The 16,955-nt window shown below is 62.8% G+C and carries 12 protein-coding genes and 2 pseudogenes; 13 read left to right on the forward strand and 1 reads right to left on the reverse strand.

Annotated elements, in window-relative coordinates; genetic code table 11:
* A pseudogene (locus ACQKPZ_RS26235) lies at nucleotides 1-94 on the reverse strand (thymidylate kinase); the annotation flags it as partial.
* Between ACQKPZ_RS26235 and ACQKPZ_RS26240 the strand changes: the two are divergent.
* From ACQKPZ_RS26240 to ACQKPZ_RS26300, 13 genes and pseudogenes are all read left to right on the forward strand, one after another.
* Nucleotides 93-401: pseudogene (locus ACQKPZ_RS26240) on the forward strand (Asd/ArgC dimerization domain-containing protein); the annotation flags it as partial. The pseudogenes ACQKPZ_RS26235 and ACQKPZ_RS26240 overlap by 2 nt on opposite strands.
* A 327-nt stretch (nucleotides 402-728) precedes the next feature.
* Nucleotides 729-1,220, forward strand: a complete 492-nt coding sequence (locus ACQKPZ_RS26245) for an RNA polymerase sigma factor (protein WP_427543833.1) — start codon at nucleotides 729-731, stop codon at nucleotides 1,218-1,220.
* 66 nt (nucleotides 1,221-1,286) lie between these two features.
* Nucleotides 1,287-2,285: a FecR family protein gene (locus ACQKPZ_RS26250; protein ID WP_427543836.1), complete on the forward strand. Its 999-nt coding sequence runs from the start codon at nucleotides 1,287-1,289 to the stop codon at nucleotides 2,283-2,285.
* Nucleotides 2,286-2,394: 109 nt separating this feature from the next.
* A complete protein-coding gene (locus ACQKPZ_RS26255; protein WP_427543839.1) occupies nucleotides 2,395-5,529 on the forward strand; it encodes a TonB-dependent receptor domain-containing protein in 3,135 nt (1,044 codons plus the stop codon).
* Between the two features lie 87 nt (nucleotides 5,530-5,616).
* The gene (locus tag ACQKPZ_RS26260) at nucleotides 5,617-6,375 is read left to right on the forward strand and encodes a Slam-dependent surface lipoprotein (RefSeq protein WP_427543842.1); all 759 of its coding nucleotides are present in this window, start codon (nucleotides 5,617-5,619) and stop codon (nucleotides 6,373-6,375) included.
* Between the two features lie 91 nt (nucleotides 6,376-6,466).
* Nucleotides 6,467-7,939, forward strand: a complete 1,473-nt coding sequence (locus ACQKPZ_RS26265) for a surface lipoprotein assembly modifier (protein ID WP_427543845.1) — start codon at nucleotides 6,467-6,469, stop codon at nucleotides 7,937-7,939.
* 248 nt (nucleotides 7,940-8,187) lie between these two features.
* Complete coding sequence (locus tag ACQKPZ_RS26270) at nucleotides 8,188-9,192, forward strand: aspartate-semialdehyde dehydrogenase (RefSeq protein ID WP_427543848.1); 1,005 nt, start codon at nucleotides 8,188-8,190, stop codon at nucleotides 9,190-9,192.
* Nucleotides 9,193-9,263: 71 nt separating this feature from the next.
* Nucleotides 9,264-12,035, forward strand: a complete 2,772-nt coding sequence (locus ACQKPZ_RS26275) for a FimV/HubP family polar landmark protein (RefSeq protein ID WP_427543850.1) — start codon at nucleotides 9,264-9,266, stop codon at nucleotides 12,033-12,035.
* A 200-nt stretch (nucleotides 12,036-12,235) separates the two neighbouring features.
* On the forward strand, nucleotides 12,236-13,090 hold the full coding sequence (truA, locus tag ACQKPZ_RS26280) for a tRNA pseudouridine(38-40) synthase TruA (protein ID WP_427543853.1): 855 nt from the start codon (nucleotides 12,236-12,238) through the stop codon (nucleotides 13,088-13,090).
* A gap of 60 nt (nucleotides 13,091-13,150) precedes the next feature.
* On the forward strand, nucleotides 13,151-13,771 hold the full coding sequence (locus ACQKPZ_RS26285; protein WP_427543856.1) for a phosphoribosylanthranilate isomerase: 621 nt from the start codon (nucleotides 13,151-13,153) through the stop codon (nucleotides 13,769-13,771).
* Between the two features lie 222 nt (nucleotides 13,772-13,993).
* Nucleotides 13,994-14,887, forward strand: coding sequence for an acetyl-CoA carboxylase, carboxyltransferase subunit beta (accD, locus tag ACQKPZ_RS26290; protein WP_391134733.1), 894 nt, complete (start codon nucleotides 13,994-13,996; stop codon nucleotides 14,885-14,887).
* Complete coding sequence (gene folC / locus ACQKPZ_RS26295) at nucleotides 14,887-16,194, forward strand: bifunctional tetrahydrofolate synthase/dihydrofolate synthase (protein ID WP_427543859.1); 1,308 nt, start codon at nucleotides 14,887-14,889, stop codon at nucleotides 16,192-16,194. Before accD ends, folC begins: the two co-directional genes overlap by 1 nt.
* Nucleotides 16,178-16,834, forward strand: a complete 657-nt coding sequence (locus tag ACQKPZ_RS26300) for an SPOR domain-containing protein (RefSeq protein WP_427543862.1) — start codon at nucleotides 16,178-16,180, stop codon at nucleotides 16,832-16,834. Before folC ends, ACQKPZ_RS26300 begins: the two co-directional genes overlap by 17 nt.
* Nucleotides 16,835-16,955 lie beyond the last annotated feature (121 nt).

Here is a 16,955-nt window from a genome sequence, read left to right on the forward strand (position 1 = left end):
CGCCGCGCTCAAGGTTCAGTTGCAGGATCTGCGCAAACGGCACGGTACGGCGAAACGCCGCGTCAGAGGGGTACCAGCGATCGATCAGGATAATCGGCGCCATGCGTTGCCACAGCCAGGCGCTGACCATCAAGCTGAACAAGGATGTGCCGATTGCCGATATCGAAGGCATGATCAGCCAGCACAACCCTTGGGTGAAGCTGGTGCCGAACCAGCGTGAAATCAGCATGCAGGAACTGTCCCCGACCAAGGTCACCGGCACCCTGAACATCCCGGTTGGCCGCCTGCGCAAGCTGAACATGGGTTCGCAGTACCTGGGCGCGTTCACCGTGGGCGACCAGCTGCTGTGGGGCGCGGCCGAACCGCTGCGCCGCATGCTGCGGATTCTGCTGGAGCGTTGATCGTTCTGGTTTGACTGAAAACCCGTGCTGGCTACAGCGCGGGTTTTTTTATGCCCGCGAACATTCCTCGGCATTCGCGCAATCCCTGTAGGAGCGGCCTTGTGTCGCGACGGGGCGCGCAGCGGCCCTGAAGTCTCAGCCCCAGCACAGATTGCCGGGGCTGCTATGCAGCCCATCGCGACACAAGGCCGCTCAGAGACCGCGTTCAGTTCTGGACTTTTGTTTTGTAACAGCACCCCGGCACAGTGGCAAAATGCCTAGATTAACGAGAAGTATTCTCATTATACTCGGCCTCCCCAGTTTGCCTGAGCATAGGAAAGTGCTGACGTGCTGGAACAACTCTTCAACGAACACGCCTCCGCCTTGCACCGCTACCTGCTGCGCAAGAACTGCACGCCATCCCTGGCTGCGGACATCGTCCAGGAAACCTTCCTGCGGCTGGCGCAGATGGACGGGGTAGAGCGGTTACTCGCCACCCCGGCCTACCTGTTCCGCGTTGGCCACAACCTGATGATCGACCATCATCGCCGTTATGGCAGCAAGCGCTACGAAGCGGAGCCTGCGAGTATCTTCGATGGCCTGATCGATGAGGCCAGTTCGCCAGAGGACCAGGCCCTGGGTGCCCTGGAACTGGAGCGCCTGCACGCGACGCTGGAGCTGTTGCCAGAGCGCACCCGTAATGTGTTTCTGCTGTGCCGGGTAGAAGGCATGACGCACAAAGAGGCCGCCGAGTATTTACGGATTTCCACCAGCTCTGTACAAAAACACCTGGCCAGCGCGCTGGCCAGGATTGGCCGAGGGCTTGAGCCTGACCATTAGGGCAGGCGATGGCGCTGACCTGGCCGGATTAACAGAAAAACACCAACAGGCAGCAAACACCGCACCGTGAACCCCACTGAACCTGTTGACCCGATCGAGCGCAAGGCCGCCGATTGGGTCATGAAACACCGTCAAGGTCGCCTCGGCCCCGCCGAGCAGGCGGCCTATCGGCGTTGGCTGGAAGCTGACCCCCGGCATGCTGCGGTCGCCCAGCGCCTTGACCGCGCCTGGCAGGTCAGTGCGGCGCTGCGCCAGGGGTATGTGCGGCCCCCGCGCCCGGCCCGCGCCGCCGGGCCGCTGGGCTGGTTGCAGGCCGCATGGCAGCGACCGTGGGCCAGCGGTGGCGCACTCAGCGGGCTGGCGATGGCTTGTTGGTTGTGGGTGGTTCCGCCGTTCTGGGTGCAAGGTTTGGGTGCCGATTACCAGACCGGTTACGGCGAGGTGCGCCACGTGACCCTTGATGACGGCAGCCAGCTTGAGCTCGGCAGCCGCAGCATTCTCAGCGTTGCCTATGACGGCCAGCGCCGCACGGTGCGTCTGAAACGGGGCGAAGCGATTTTCAGCCCGGCGCCGATGGGCGAAACCGAACCGCGTCCCTTTACGGTCAGTACGCCGGGGGCAAACATTACCGCACGCGGTACCCGTTACCTGGTCGGCGTCGATAAGGATGATCGCTCCGGTTGGGTGGGCGTGCTGCAACACACAGTCGAAATCAACCTGGTCTCCCACGGTCTGGACGACGCCTCCGCCTCCGCTGTGCTGCAAGAAGGCGACAGCTTGCGCTTTGGTCCCCACACAGGCCTCAAGCCGCTGGAGGTATCCCCCGAAGAGCTGGCCAGCTGGCAACAGGGCAGGGTGGTGCTGCGCCAGCAGACGCTAGCCCAGGCAGTCGAGCAGCTGGGCCGCTATCGTGCCGGGCTGACGCTGGTGCGCGGCGATGCGCTGCGGCGCCTTCCGGTGAATGCCGTGGCACGGGTCGATCACGTCGATGACGCGCTCAAGCAGCTGGCCAGGCAAGCGCACGCCCGGGTATTGGAACTCCCCGGCGTGTTGTTAATTTACTGATCTAAAAAATTCTATTTATAGAACAATTCGCTCTACTGCGTTTTCAGGCTTCGCACGTTACTGAATGCAAATAACTCTTATTTGTCTTTAGCTAGGGTGCTTGGAAACAATGTCAAAGGGAGCTTCAGGGCGTTTCGCCCCACAACGCGGCAAGCTGAGCCTGGGAATTCAGCTGGCCCTGTTGACCTGCTGCGGCGCTGCGTCGGTACTGCCGGCCATGGCCGCCACCGACCCGGCTGCTGCCACCAGCAGCCAGGCCGGCCAGTACCACCAGTTCGATGTGAAGGGCGGGGCACTGGAAGATGCCATGTTGCAGCTGGCGCGCCAGGCGGGCGCCGAGCTCTATCTGACCGGTGATGCCTTCGCCGGCCTGTACGCCAACCCGGTGCAGGGCCGCTACTCGCTGGACGGCGCACTGCGCCAACTGCTCAGCGGCCTGCCGGTCAGCTTCAGCCTCAGCGGCGGCGCCGAGCGCCCGGTGATCCACCTGCAATCGGCCGCCAGCGCCGGTACCGATGACCTGCACCCGACCTACGTGTACAGCCAGCGTGACGGCCGCTCGCGGGACGAGAAGGGCTACAGCGACATCTACGACCAGGACATTTCGACCGTCTACGCCGGCAAGGAGCAGATCGAACGTTACAAGGGCGCAGCCCCTGCCGACGTGTTCAAGGGCATGCTCAACGTCTACAGCGGCGACGCCCGCAACAGCGGTGCACTGGACCCGAACGTGCGTGGCATCCAGGGCCCTGGCCGGGTGCCGCTGACCATCGACGGCACCGAGCAGGCACTGACCGTTTACCGCGGCTACATGGGTGCCAACAACCGCAACTACATCGACCCCAACCTGATCGGTTCGATCAAGGTGATCAAAGGGCCGAACCTGGAGCGCAACGTCTACAGCGGCGTTGGCGGGGCGGTGGTGGCCAACACCCTGAGCGTCGATGACATTCTGAAGGAAGGCGAAGAATTCGGCGGCGAGTTCAAGATCGAGGGCAGCAACAACTCGGTGTCGCCGCGGCTGCCCACCCTGTTGACCGGGCAGATGCCCAGCGCCGATTACCAGTACTTCCCGATCAATTCCTATTACGATCCGTCGCTGTATAAGCACCCGCGCACCAGTAGCAGTAACGACTTGTTGTCGAGCGACGACAAGGCTTATCGACTGGCACTGGGTACCCGTCAGGAGCATTTCGACCTGATGGGCGCCTATGCGTATCGGGAAAAAGGCAACCACTACGCCGGCAAGAAAAAGAGCAGTTATTACTCCAGTGGCGAACTGGTCGACGGCAAGTGGGACTATGTGCCGAACCTTGCCCGTATCTACAAACCCGGCGACGAAGTACCTAACAGTTCCAGCAAGATGGAGTCGTGGCTGGCCAAGGCCACCTGGAAAATCGACGAAGGCCAGAGCCTGGAGTTCGGTTACCGCGCCACCGATTCGTTGTATGGCGAGATTCTGCCCTCGCGCATTTCCTTCTTCACCCCGGGCAGTACTTACGATGCCGCGAACTATGGTGTGCCGCAGTGGCCGCTGAGCCACGTGGACAGCAAGGCCTATAACGTCGAGTACAAGCTGAACCCCGAAGACAACCGCTGGGTCGACTTCTATTCGAACCTGTGGATGACCCGAACCCTCAGCGATACCTACAGCGCAGGCGGTGTGCCTAACGAAACCACCTCGCAGAACCCTGAGTTTCGCAACACCGCCGTGGCCAATGCCAAGCACGATCGCGCCGGCCTGACCGTCAGCAACAAGTTGAAGTTACTGGATAGCCTTGATCTGACGCTGGGTGGTAGCTATCAGCATGAAAAACTCAGTTCGGGTGACAGTGTGCACGACCTGGCCAACGGAGCGACGCGACTGTTCCCGAGGGCCGGGCGGCGCGAGGAGCAGGAGTACAACTTCAATTTCGATTGGCAGCCGGTTTCGTTTGCGCGCTTCACTGCCGGTGGCCGTTACTCCTCGTATTGGTCTTACGATGATTTTCTCAAAGGCCAGCAACGTGACACGGGGGTGACTACCCAGAATGTCCAGAGTGGCAAGCGGGTCGGGTACACCACGCGCAAGACGTTGTCGCAGGAAGAGTGGCGTGCAGCCGTGGACGAAAAGATTCAGAACATGCAGCTGTTTTGGGACATTTTCGGTGCCACTGAAGCTGAGCGCCAGGCCGATATTGAGTCATTTGAACGTTCGACCCCGTACGAAATGGATACGGAGCAAAGCCAACACTGGGCCCATGACGGCAAAGGAAAGTATCAGCGCAGTAACAACCCATGCATCGCGGCGGCGGCGGCGGGCGAGAATGTAGTGCAGTGCTTCCACGAGACTTATGATGGCTCAGCAAACGTCGTCGACAGTGAAGGTAATCTGGTTAACCAACAGGTCGACACATCGGTAAAGCATCGCAGGGACCAAGGCTGGGTGCCCAACCTTTCCGCCACGTTCTACACCTCGGAAAACGGTCGATTCTATTTGCGTTATAGCGAGGCAATCCGTTATCCGAGCATGTTCGAAAGCACTGTGGGTTTTTCTGCGTCACTGACGCCATGGGACCTGGAGCCCGAGCATGCGCATAACTACGAAGTGGCGTATATCCATAATCTGAGTGGCGTGCTGGGCAGCGAACAGGCAGACGTCAAACTTACCTACTATCACAACACGACCGACAACGTCATCGAGCGAAGCCCCCAGTTGGTGTTTTCCAATGTCGAAAAACAAACGACATCGGGTATCGAGTTGCAAGGCCGGTACGACAGTGGCCGTTTCTTCACTGACGTGAGCGTCGCCCATGTGTTGAAGAATAAGGTGTGCGACGAGAACTCGGCAATGCAACTGGACCCGAGCGGTAGTACGCCCGACTGTGTGGATGACGGCTTCCTCGGCGGTTACCTGGTGGGAATGGCCATGCCTGAGTGGTCGGCCAACCTCGGCATCGGTGCGCGCTTCCTGGACCGTCGCCTTGAAGTTGGCGGGCGGGTTATCTACTACAAGGGCCATGACAGCAAGTTTCACAGTAACTACGCCGGTAATCCCATGGTGTCGTACTACCTCAATACACCGTTGTCCTGGGATGACATTGTTACCTATGACGCTTATGTCAATTACAAGCTGACTGACGATGTGAATGTCGAGTTGGTTGGCACCAACCTGGGCAACCTCTATTACCTGGATCCCCTGACGCGCTCGGCAATGCCAGCGCCGGGGCGAACGTTGAAAATCGGTCTGACTGCAAACTTCTGAGGTGAATTGACTATGGGTGGATGAAGACTGCCAGTGTTCGGATGTGCTCGTGTTTTGGAAACTATTAACTTATCAAAGGATCATGAAATGAAAGCGTTCCAAGTTTCTGTAGTTGCCGTTGCCCTGCTGGGTCTTGCCGGTGTTGCGCAGGCCGATAGTGCTTCCGGGCAAAGCTACACCGGTACCATTGTGGTATCTGGTGCGAGCGGAAACACCCCGAATCACGGCAGCCAGGCAGGTGCGCCTGCTGTGGGCGTACTGGCATTCTATGGTGGCGCTAAGGTGGGCTTCAGCGGCCTGAAGGGCATGGTGCCCGCCGACACCAATGGTGTGACCACGATTACGCCGGCAATGATGCCAGCTTCTCACTCCGCGCTTGGCAACTTCGATTTCAAGCAGGTTTCCACTCAGCAGGTGTACTTCGGCGAGTGGTCGCAGAACGGCACCAACAATGATCCGACCCGTGTTGTCTACTACTCCGGTGATACCACCGGACGCGTACTGCCAACCACCAATGTCAGCTATGCGGTCCAGGGTATCAGCAACTACTCCGGCGCCAACCTGCTGTCGGGTGATCTGACCGCTACCTTTGGCGCTGCGGCTCCAACCCTCACGGGTGACTTGGCTAACGGTTCTCTGAAAGTCCGGCTGGCGGCCAACATCGACAAGTCGACGGCAGCCTTCTCGGGCGCCGCTCGCGCCCTCAATCCGACCACCAATGCTCAGCTTGCGACCGGCACTACCCAAGGTAGCTTCTTCGGGGCTGGCGCTACTGCTTCCCTGGCCGGCATCGCCAAGTTCGATAACCGCAACTACGACACCGCATTCGGTGGCGTGAAGAACTAAGCCGACCCGCTTGATGCTGGTCTGTTAAGTGCATCAGGGCCGCTTTGCGGCCCTGATTGCTGCTATTTCAAGGCACCCCGAGAGCCGAGCAATGCCCCAGCCTTCACGCCTGCATTACCTGCTGCTGCTTTATCTCCCGCTTTCTTTCCCCTCCATCGTCCAGGCTGACCAAGACACCAACCTGCGCCTGAACCAGAGTATCGAGTACCGCGCCAACCGCCAGGAGCGCGAGCTGCTCAAGGACGAAATTGCCGGCACCACGCTGGTCATCGATGGCCAGACCTACCGGGTAGAAAACAACCTCGACGACCTGGGCCGCGCCCTCTATGTTTCGGTGCAGCGCCAGCAATGGGCCGACGTGAACGCCTTCCGCGCCCGCTACGTCGCGCTGGCAGGCCACGACCCCATGCTGCTGGCCTACGCCGATGGCGCACTGGCCCGCTCGCGCGGCGACCTGGATCAAGCCGAGGCGCACTACCGCCAGTTGCTGGCATTGCAGGGCGACTTCCTGCCCGGCCAGCTGGAACTGGCCCGGGTACTGTTCGAAAACCGCAAGGACCGCGAATCCACCGACGCCTTCCGCCAGATCAGCCAGAGCCTGGGGCCGGCAGATGCGCGCAACCAGGGCCTGGCCAACACCGTCGACAGCTTCATCGAGGCGCTGGACCATCGCGAAAGCTGGCAAGGTTCGCTGGCCATCGGCCCGACCTGGAACGACAACCTCAACCAGACCTCGGAAAGCACCACCCACTACCGCCTGGAAACCAGTGACGGGGTTTACCTGGTCGAGCGCAAGATGCCCAAGGCGGTGTCGGCGCACGGCATCGACTACGAAGCTACATTGAACAAGCGCGTTGCGCTGTCTGGCCACCATGGCGTGTTTGGCCGGGCGCTGGCCTACGGGCAGGCCTACGACAAAGAAAGCAAGTACAACGAAGACACCTTCATCGGCAACGCCGGCTACAGCTACCAGGACGGGCGCAACCAGTACAGCCTGGGCCCGCAATTCGAATACAACCGCATCGGCAGCGACCCGATGTACTCGGCGTGGGGCCTGCGCGGTGAGTGGATGCACAATCTTTCAGCTACCCGCATGCTCAAGCTGGAAGGCGAATACAAGGATATGGCTTACCGCCGCCAGGCTGCCGATACCTATGACGGCAGCGCCGCCTCGGTTTACGCGACCTTGTGGCAGGCGCTGCCGCAGCAGTGGGTGCTGTTCGGTGGTTTCGACCTTACCGACCGCAACACCCGCGACGCCACCGAGGCCTACTTCCAGCGTGGCCTGCGCCTGGGCGTGGCCAAGGACTTCGACATCGGCCTGAGCACCGTGCTGTTCGCCTCCTGGCGTACCCGGCAGTACGACGCCTACAGCGCCTTGCTCGACGACCGGCGTCATGAAGAAGAGCAGGGCTATACCTTTATCGTCAGGGCCCCGGCGCTGGCCTTCCACGACCTGGTGCCAAGTCTGACCTTCAAGTACAACAAGGTGAACAGCAACGTTGACTGGCTTTACAGCTGGGAGCGCAATAGCGTCAGCCTGAAGCTGGAAAAACAGTTCTAGCCGAACATACGCGGTCAACTGTAGGAGCGGCCTTGTGTCGCGATAGGGCTGCGAAGCAGCCCCGGCGATTTTGACTGCGAAGCTGAAATCCTGGGGCCGCTTCGCAGCCCTATCGCGACACAAGGCCGCTCCTACAGTTGACCGCGTATGCCTTCAATGTGGAGTCGTACTCACAGCAGGTGACATTGGCCTCCCCCGACCAATGCGAGTAAAGTGCCGCTCCCGTTTCGCCTGAGGCAGCCCGCAGCATGAACCCTACATTCGATATCGCCGTCGTCGGCGCCACCGGCAGCGTCGGTGAAACCCTGGTACAGGTGCTCGAAGAGCTGGCGTTCCCGGTCGGCACCTTGCACCTGCTGGCCAGCATGGAGTCAGCAGGCAGCAGCGTGATGTTCGCCGGCAAGAAGCTCAAGGTGCGTGAAGTCGACAGCTTCGACTTCGCCCAGGTCAAGCTGGCCTTCTTCGCCACCGGCGCCGCCGTCAGCCGCAGCTTTGCCAGCAAGGCGCTGCAGGCCGGCTGCACGGTCATCGACCTGTCCGGAGGCCTGGACGATGCCCTGGCCCTGGTGCCGGAAGCCAACGCCGAGCGCCTGGCCGGCCTGGCGCTGCCGGCACGCATTGTCAGCCCATGCTCGGCCGCGGTCGCCCTGGCTGTTGCGCTGGCACCACTCAAGGGCCTGCTGGACATCGAGCGGGTGCAGGTGATGGCGTCGCTGGCAGTGTCTGCGCAAGGCCGCGAAGCGGTCAGCGAACTGGCCCGGCAAACCGCCGAGCTGCTCAATGCCCGGCCGCTGGAGCCGCGCTTCTTCGACCGCCAGGTGGCATTCAACCTGCTGGCCCAGGTCGGTGCTGCCGACGAGCAGGGCCATACTGCGCTGGAGCGCCGCCTGGTCAGCGAGCTGCGCGTGCTGCTGGGCCTGCCTGAACTGAAGATTTCCGTGAGCTGCGTTCAAGTCCCGGTGTTTTTCGGCGATAGCTTCAGTGTGGCCGTGCAAAGCCGCTGCCCGGTCGACCTGGCAGCGGTCAACCAGGCCCTGGACGCAGCCGACAGCGTCGAGTTGGTGGAAAACGACGATTATCCGACCCCGGTTGGTGACGCAGTGGGCCAAGACGTGGTCTATGTTGGTCGTGTACGTCACGGTGTTGATGAAGACCAGCAGCTCAACCTTTGGCTGACCACGGACAACGTGCGCAAAGGCGCCGCGCTCAACGCCGTGCAAGTGGCACAATTGTTGATTAAACACATGCCGTAAAAGATACTGGCGAGCACTTTTGTCCTGCTCTGCTTGCAGGTTTCGGGACGATTCATACAAGGGAAGAGGTCATGCTTCGAATTCGCAAACTGGTTCTGGCCATGGCTGCAGCATCGGCGCTGTCGTCTGGCATGGCGAATGCGCTGGGCCTGGGGGAGCTGACCTTGAAGTCGGCACAGAATCAGCCGCTGGACGCCGAGATCGAATTGCTCGACGTGCGCGACCTCAAGGCCGCCGAAGTGGCGCCAAGCCTGGCGCCGCCAGAAGAGTTCAGCAAGGCCGGGGTGGCGTTTCCGACCTACCTCGAAGACCTGACCTTCACACCGGTGATCAACCCCAACGGCAAGAGCGTGCTGCGGGTTACCTCCAGCCAGCCGCTGCCGGGGCCAGTGGTCAAGTTCCTGGTCCAGGTGATGTGGCCGCAGGGCCGCCTGCTGCGTGACTACAGCGTGCTGCTCGACCAGGCCAAGGCCCAGGGTGACAAGCCGGCGGCGGGCAATGTTGCGCCGGCGGTCACCGGCGCCAGCAACTACACCACCCAGCGTCGCGACACCCTGTGGCAAATTGCTGCGCGCAACACCCAGGGTGGCTCGATCCAGCAGACCATGATCGCAATCCAGGCGCTGAACCCGGATGCCTTCATTGGCAATAACATCAACCAGCTGAAGGTTGGCCAGGTGCTGCGCCTGCCCGACCAGCAGCAGATCCAGAACATTCCGCAGGGCGAGGCGAACAGCGAGGTGGCCGAGCAGTATGCCGCCTGGCGTGAAGGCCGCCGGCTGGGCCCGCGTGCGCGCCAGCTCGACGCTACCCGCCGTGGCGCCGCCGAGGCGGCACCGGCACGTATTGCCCAAGGCGACAACCTGCGCCTGGTCAGCCCGGGCAGCCAGGCGGGTGCCGGCCAGGCCAAGGTGCTCAATGACAAGCTGGCTGTGGCCCAGGAAAGCCTGGATACCAGCCGCCGTGACAACGAAGAACTGAAAAGCCGCATGACCGACCTGCAGAGCCAGCTGGACAAGCTGCAGCGTCTGATCGACCTCAAGAATGACCAACTGGCCCGTCTTCAGGCCCAGGGTGTGGCCGCCCCGGCAGCGGCTGCCGCTACGCCGGCCCCGCCAGCGACGGCTGCACAGCCGGCGGTCAAGCCCGCACCTGCTGCCGTCGATACCGCGCCCAAGCCGGTGCCGGCCGCCAAGCCTGCGCCAGTGGCCCAAACGCAAAGTGTCGTCGACCAAGTCATGGGCAACCCGCTGCTGCTTGGGTTGATTGCCGGCAGTGCATTCCTTGTGCTGTTGCTTCTGTTGCTGCTGCTGGCGCGCAAACGCAAGGCCCAGCAAGAAGCTGAAAAGCACCTGCGCATGGCGCGGGCGCTGGAAGAAGAACAAGGCACAAGCTTCGACACCGATACCGAAAGCCTCGACGGCGTGGAAGTTTCGGAGCCGAGCGTGACCTTGTCGCCAGCCGTGGTCGCCGCTTCGGCTGCCGCTGCCGTTGCTGCGGAGAAAGTGGCTGAGCCAACCGCCGAAGCGGCGCCAGTGCCTGGGCCGCAAGCCGACCCGCATGCCGCGCTGCTGGCGGAAGTCGACCAATGCCTGGCCGAAGGGCGGCTGAACCGTGCTACCGATCTGCTGGAGCCCGCTGTGGCCGCTGCGCCGGAGCGTGATGACCTGCGCCTGAAGCTGATGGACGTGTACGCCCGCCAGGGTGATCAAAGTGCGTTCGCCGAGCAAGAACGCAAGCTGCCGGCCAGCGAACAGAACACGGCGGAAGTAGAAGGGCTGAAAGAGCGTTACCCTGCCATGCTCGGCCTGGCCGCGGCTGGCCTGGGTGCGGCGGCGCTGGCCGCCGAGATGGATGAACAGTACGTGCAGGAGCTGCTGCAGGACGAGCCCGAGGCGCCCGTGGTTGCCGACGTGGTGCCTGAGGAAGTGCCTGAATTCGAGCCGCAGGTGGAGCCAGAGCCCGAGGTTGTCGGGCAAGCGGAGCCTGAGGCCATCTTCGAGCCTGAAGCGGACCTGGATGCCTTCGACGACGTGCCCACGCTCGATGTATCGGGCCTGGAAGAACACGGCCTCGATGAACAGGGCCTGGACAGTGCCTTCGACTTGAGCCTGGGTGAAGACCTGCCCGAAGAAGACCCGCTGGACGCGCCGGTGGTTCAAGAGCCTGTACCTGACGAGCTGGTGATCGCCGAGCCTGTGCTGGATGAGCCTGCATTCGAAGAGGCTCAGCCAGAAGAACAGCCGTTTGCCGTGGATGCCGAACTGCAAGCCGACGCCGACGCCGATTTCGAGGCCATGCTGGCCCAGGCCGAACCGCAGCCGGCTGTCGACCTGGATGATTTCGACCTCGATGTCAGTGAACCCGTTGCCCCTGCCGCCCCGGATGCACTGCAAGACGCCCCGGTGGATATCGCTGCCGAACTGGCCGCTTTCGACAGCGAGCCGGCATTCGACCCGGTCTCCGATTTCGACATGCCGTCGGACTTTGACCTGTCGTTGTCGCTGGAAGACGATTCGCCAGCAGCCAAAAGCTTCGCTTCGGAGCTGGACGACGTCAACGCCGAGCTGGACAAGTTGTCGCAGAGCCTGGAGTCGCCTTCGCTGGAGCCGCACTTCACCAGCGAAGACGCCGCTGAACAGCCGGAGCCTGAGCCGCTGGACGATCTGGACTTTGACTTCTTCTCCGGCAGTGACGAAGTGGCCACCAAGCTCGACCTGGCACGTGCCTACATCGACATGGGCGACAACCAGGGCGCGCGCGACATCCTGGATGAAGTGGTCAAGGACGGCGACGACGGCCAGCGTCAGGAAGCCGAGGACATGCTCTCCCGGCTGGTCTGATAGTGGCGGGGCCGGCCTCTTCGCGGGTGAACCCGCTCCCACAGGTTACTCACCAGGCCTGAAATCTGTGAGGTATCTGTGGGAGCGGTTTTACCCGCGAAGAGGGCCTCAAATGCACTGCACATCCAACGGCAGCCCTACAAGGCTGCCGTTGTCGTTATAATCCTCGCCATTTCGTACACCCCACAGGTTTCAAACGCTTGGACATCATCGACACCGCCACCACCGAATCCGCGGCCGAAGGCTATTCCCGTATCGCCCTGGGCGTGGAGTACAAGGGTGCCCGCTACCGCGGCTGGCAGCGCCAGGCCAGTGGCGTGCCCAGTGTCCAGCAGGCGCTGGAGCAGGCGCTGTCCAAGGTCGCCAACGAGCCGATTTCGGTGATCTGCGCCGGCCGCACCGATGCCGGCGTGCACGGCTGCGGCCAGATCGTGCACTTCGACACCCGCGCCGTGCGTGACGAGCGCGCCTGGACCATGGGCACCAACTTCAACCTGCCGCACGACATCAGTGTGGTGTGGTCGCGGCCGATGCCAGCCGACTTCCATGCCCGCTTCAAGGCGTGTGCGCGGCGTTACCGCTACGTCATCTACAACGACCCGATCCGCCCGGCGCACCTGGCCGAGGAAGTGACCTGGAACCACCGCCCGCTGGATGTCGAGCGCATGGCCGAAGCCGCGCAGTTCCTGCTTGGCACCCACGACTTCAGCGCCTTCCGCGCCAGCCAGTGCCAGGCCAAGTCGCCGGTCAAGCACATCTACCACCTGCGCGTTACCCGCCATGGCCAGATGATCGTGCTGGACGTGCGCGCCACCGCCTTCCTGCACCACATGGTTCGTAATATCGCCGGTGTGCTCATGGCCATCGGCGCCGGTGAACGTCCGGTTACCTGGGCGCGTGAAGTGCTGGAAGGGCGCGACCGCCGCGAAGCAGGTGTCACCGCCCATCCGTACGGGCTGTACCTGGTAAAGGTGGAGTATCCCGAGGAATATGCGCTGCCCCAGCGTTACATCGGCCCACACTTTTTGACCGGCTACGAGGCGTTGGCAGACTGACGGGCGAAAAGCCATTTGCTAACATCCGGCCTTTCACCGTACAACCAGGGTTCGCTGTCCATGAGCAATGTTCGCAGCAAGATCTGTGGGATTACCCGCATCGAAGACGCACTGGCCGCTGCCGAAGCGGGTGCCGATGCCATCGGCTTTGTCTTCTATGCCAAAAGCCCGAGGGCAGTGGACGTGCGCCAGGCGCGGGCGATCATTGCCGAGCTGCCACCGTTCGTGACCACGGTCGGGCTGTTCGTCAACGCCTCCCGCTGCGAGCTGAACGAGATCCTCGAAGTGGTTCCACTGGACCTGCTACAGTTCCACGGCGACGAAACCCCGCAGGACTGCGAAGGCTACCACCGCCCTTGGATCAAGGCCCTGCGTGTGCGCCCGGGCGACGACCTGGAGGCGGCCTGCCAGCTTTACGCAGGTGCCCGCGGCATACTGCTGGATACCTACGTGGCGGGCGTGCCCGGGGGAACCGGTGAGGCGTTCGACTGGTCACTGGTGCCGGCACACCTGAGCAAACCGGTCATCCTGGCGGGTGGGCTTTCGGCCGATAACGTCGGCCAGGCCATTGCCCAGGTACGGCCTTATGCGGTGGATGTGAGCGGTGGCGTCGAGCAGGCCAAGGGCATCAAGGATGCGGCGAAGATCGAAGCGTTCATGCGGGCGGTGAAACAGGCGTGAAGGCAGATGTGACGGCTGGCTGCGCGCCATCGTCCATAGCTTTCGCAGCCCTGCGGGGTAGCCGCCTGCACCTGTGGCGGCAGTACAACACATTAGCGGTGGAGCGGTGCGCTGGAAGCCCCGGCGGCCGGTCCATCATGGTTTTATAAAAGATTTTGAGCTCAAGGGCTGGGCAGGGCCGGCGACACCGGCCCCCGCCTGCCAATACTGGAGAAAGAAAGCATGAGCAACTGGTTAGTCGACAAACTGATCCCTTCGATCATGCGTTCCGAGGTGAAGAAGAGCTCGGTGCCTGAAGGCCTGTGGCACAAGTGCCCGGCTTGCGAGGCCGTGCTGTATCGTCCGGAGCTGGAAAAGACCCTGGATGTCTGCCCCAAGTGCAACCACCACATGCGCATCGGCGCACGTGCGCGTATCGACATCTTCCTTGACGCCGAAGGCCGTGCCGAACTGGGCGCCGAGCTGGAGCCGGTCGACCGCCTGAAGTTCCGCGACGGCAAGAAGTACAAGGACCGCCTGGTCGGCGCGCAGAAGCAGACCGGCGAAAAAGACGCCCTGATTTCCATGAGCGGCACCCTGATGGGCATGCCGATCGTGGTCAGCGCCTTCGAGTTCTCGTTCATGGGCGGCTCCATGGGCGCCATCGTCGGCGAGCGCTTCGTGCGCGCGGCCAACTACGCCCTGGAAAACCGCTGCCCGATGGTCTGCTTCTCCGCCTCGGGCGGTGCGCGCATGCAGGAAGCGCTGATCTCGCTGATGCAGATGGCCAAGACCTCGGCCGTGCTGGCGCGCCTGCGCGAAGAAGGCATTCCGTTCATCTCGGTGCTGACCGACCCTGTGTACGGTGGCGTTTCCGCCAGCCTGGCGATGCTCGGCGACGTGATCGTCGGTGAGCCAAAAGCCCTGATCGGCTTCGCCGGCCCGCGCGTGATCGAGCAGACCGTGCGCGAGAAGCTGCCAGAAGGCTTCCAGCGCAGCGAGTTCCTGCTGGAGCACGGTGCTATCGACCTGATCATCTCCCGTGGCGATCTGCGCCCGCGTCTGGCCCGCCTGCTGGCGCAGATGACCGGCCAGGAAACGCCGGAGCAAGCGCGTGAGGCGGCAGCCGTCGCGTGATGAAACAACGATCCCTGGGCGAATGGCTCGCCTACCTCGAGCAGTTGCACCCCTCGGCCATCGACATGGGCCTGGAGCGGTCGCAGAAGGTGCTTGCCCGGCTGGCGCTGGGCAAGCTGGCGCCACGCGTAGTGACGGTAACCGGCACCAATGGCAAAGGTTCGACCTGCGCCTTCGTGGCCTCGCTGCTACGTGCCCAGGGGCTCAAGGTCGGTGTGTACAGCTCGCCGCACCTGTTGCGTTACAACGAGCGGGTGCTGATCGATGGCCAGGAGGCCAGCGATGAGCGCCTGTGCGAAGCCTTCGCCGCCGTCGAGGCGGCGCGGGGCGGGATTTCCCTGACCTACTTCGAGATGGGCACGCTGGCCGCGTTCTGGTTGTTCTACCAGTCGCAGCTGGATGCCGTGGTGCTGGAAGTGGGCCTTGGTGGCCGTCTGGACACCGTGAACGTGGTGGATGCCGACCTGGCCCTGGTGACCAGCATCGGCGTCGACCATGTCGATTACCTGGGTGATACCCGTGAGTTGGTGGCGTTCGAGAAGGCCGGCATCTTCCGTCAGGGCAAGCCGGCCCTGTGCGGCGACCTGGATCCGCCACAGCCGTTGCTGGACAAGGCCGCCGAACTGGCTGCGCCGCTGTTCCTGCGTGGTCGTGATTTCGACCTGGCCACTGCCGATGGCGCCTGGAGCTGGTGGGGTACCGCGGCAGATGGCGCTCAGGTAGCGCTGCGTGACTTGCCATTGCTCGACCTGCCCATGGAGAACGCTGCGCTGGCCCTGCAGGCTTACCTGCTGATGGGCCTGCCCTGGGATGCCGTGCAGGTGCGCCAGGCGTTGCTGGCTACCCGTATCACCGGCCGGCTCGATCGCCGTGTGCTGCACTGGCAGGGCAAGCCGGTCGAGCTGCTGCTGGATGTGGGGCATAACCCCCATGCAGCGGAGTATCTGGCCCGACGCCTGGCGGCCCGCCCGCTCAAGGGGCGCCGTCTGGCAGTGTTTGGCCTGCTTGTCGACAAGGATCTGGACGGCGTTGTCGCGCCGCTGAAGGGCCTGGTCGAGGACTGGGCCGTAACGCCGCTGGATACGCCACGCAGCCGCCCGGCTGCGGAACTGGCAGCGGCCTTGACGAACCTCGGCGCTGCGGTGAAGTCTTATGCCAGCGTCGGCGCGGCCCTTGAAGGGCAATGCGCGCAGGCGACGGCGGATGACCAGATCCTGCTGTTTGGTTCGTTTTTCTGTGTTGCCCAGGCGCTGGAATGGCTGGAGCGGCACGCCCATGAGGGTGGAATAGATGGCAGTGCTGGATAAAGGAATGAAACAGCGCATGGTCGGTGCGCTGGTGCTGGTGGCGCTGGCGGTGATTTTCCTGCCCATGTTGTTCACTCGCGAGGACGAGATGCGCCAGGTGCACGTTGACGCCCCGCAGGCGCCGGCCATGCCAAGCTTGCCGGAAGTGAAAGTGGAGCCGGTCGCGGTACCGGAACCGCAGGCCATCCCGGAAGAGCCGCAGCAACCACCCGTGGCGGTTGACGAGTCCACGGCGCCGGCCAGTACGCCAAGCCAGCCAATCACCCCATCGCCGCAGACCCAGGCGCAGGTGCAGCCGGCCAAGCCGCAGGCGCCTGCACCCGCTCCAGCACCCAAGGTCGAGGCCAAGGCTGCTGCCACGCCAGCGCCGGCTGCGCCGTCGAAGATCGACGTCAATGGCCTGCCGGTCAGCTGGTCGATCCAGTTGGCCAGCCTGTCCAACCGGGCTGGTGCCGAGAAGCTGCAGCAAACCCTGCGTAGCCAGGGCTACAACGCCTATATCCGTTCGGCAGGCGGGATGAACCGGGTGTATGTCGGGCCGCTGATCGAGCGGGCCGAGGCGGAGCGCACCCGCGACGCCATCAACCGCCAGAACAGCCTCAAGGGCTTTGTGGTGCGCTTCCAGCCTGAGCGCAGCTGATATCCTCGGGGCGGCTTTGCCGCCCATTCGCGGGTAAACCCGCTTGTATGGTAGGACTTGAAGGGAGGAGGAGGGTCATAACTCGCTTCTGACTGTTCGCGCAGTACAGACCGTGGGAGAA

Origin of the sequence: Pseudomonas sp. NPDC089547, assembly GCF_050280665.1 — a bacterium.
Taxonomy (GTDB): Bacteria; Pseudomonadota; Gammaproteobacteria; order Pseudomonadales; family Pseudomonadaceae; genus Aquipseudomonas.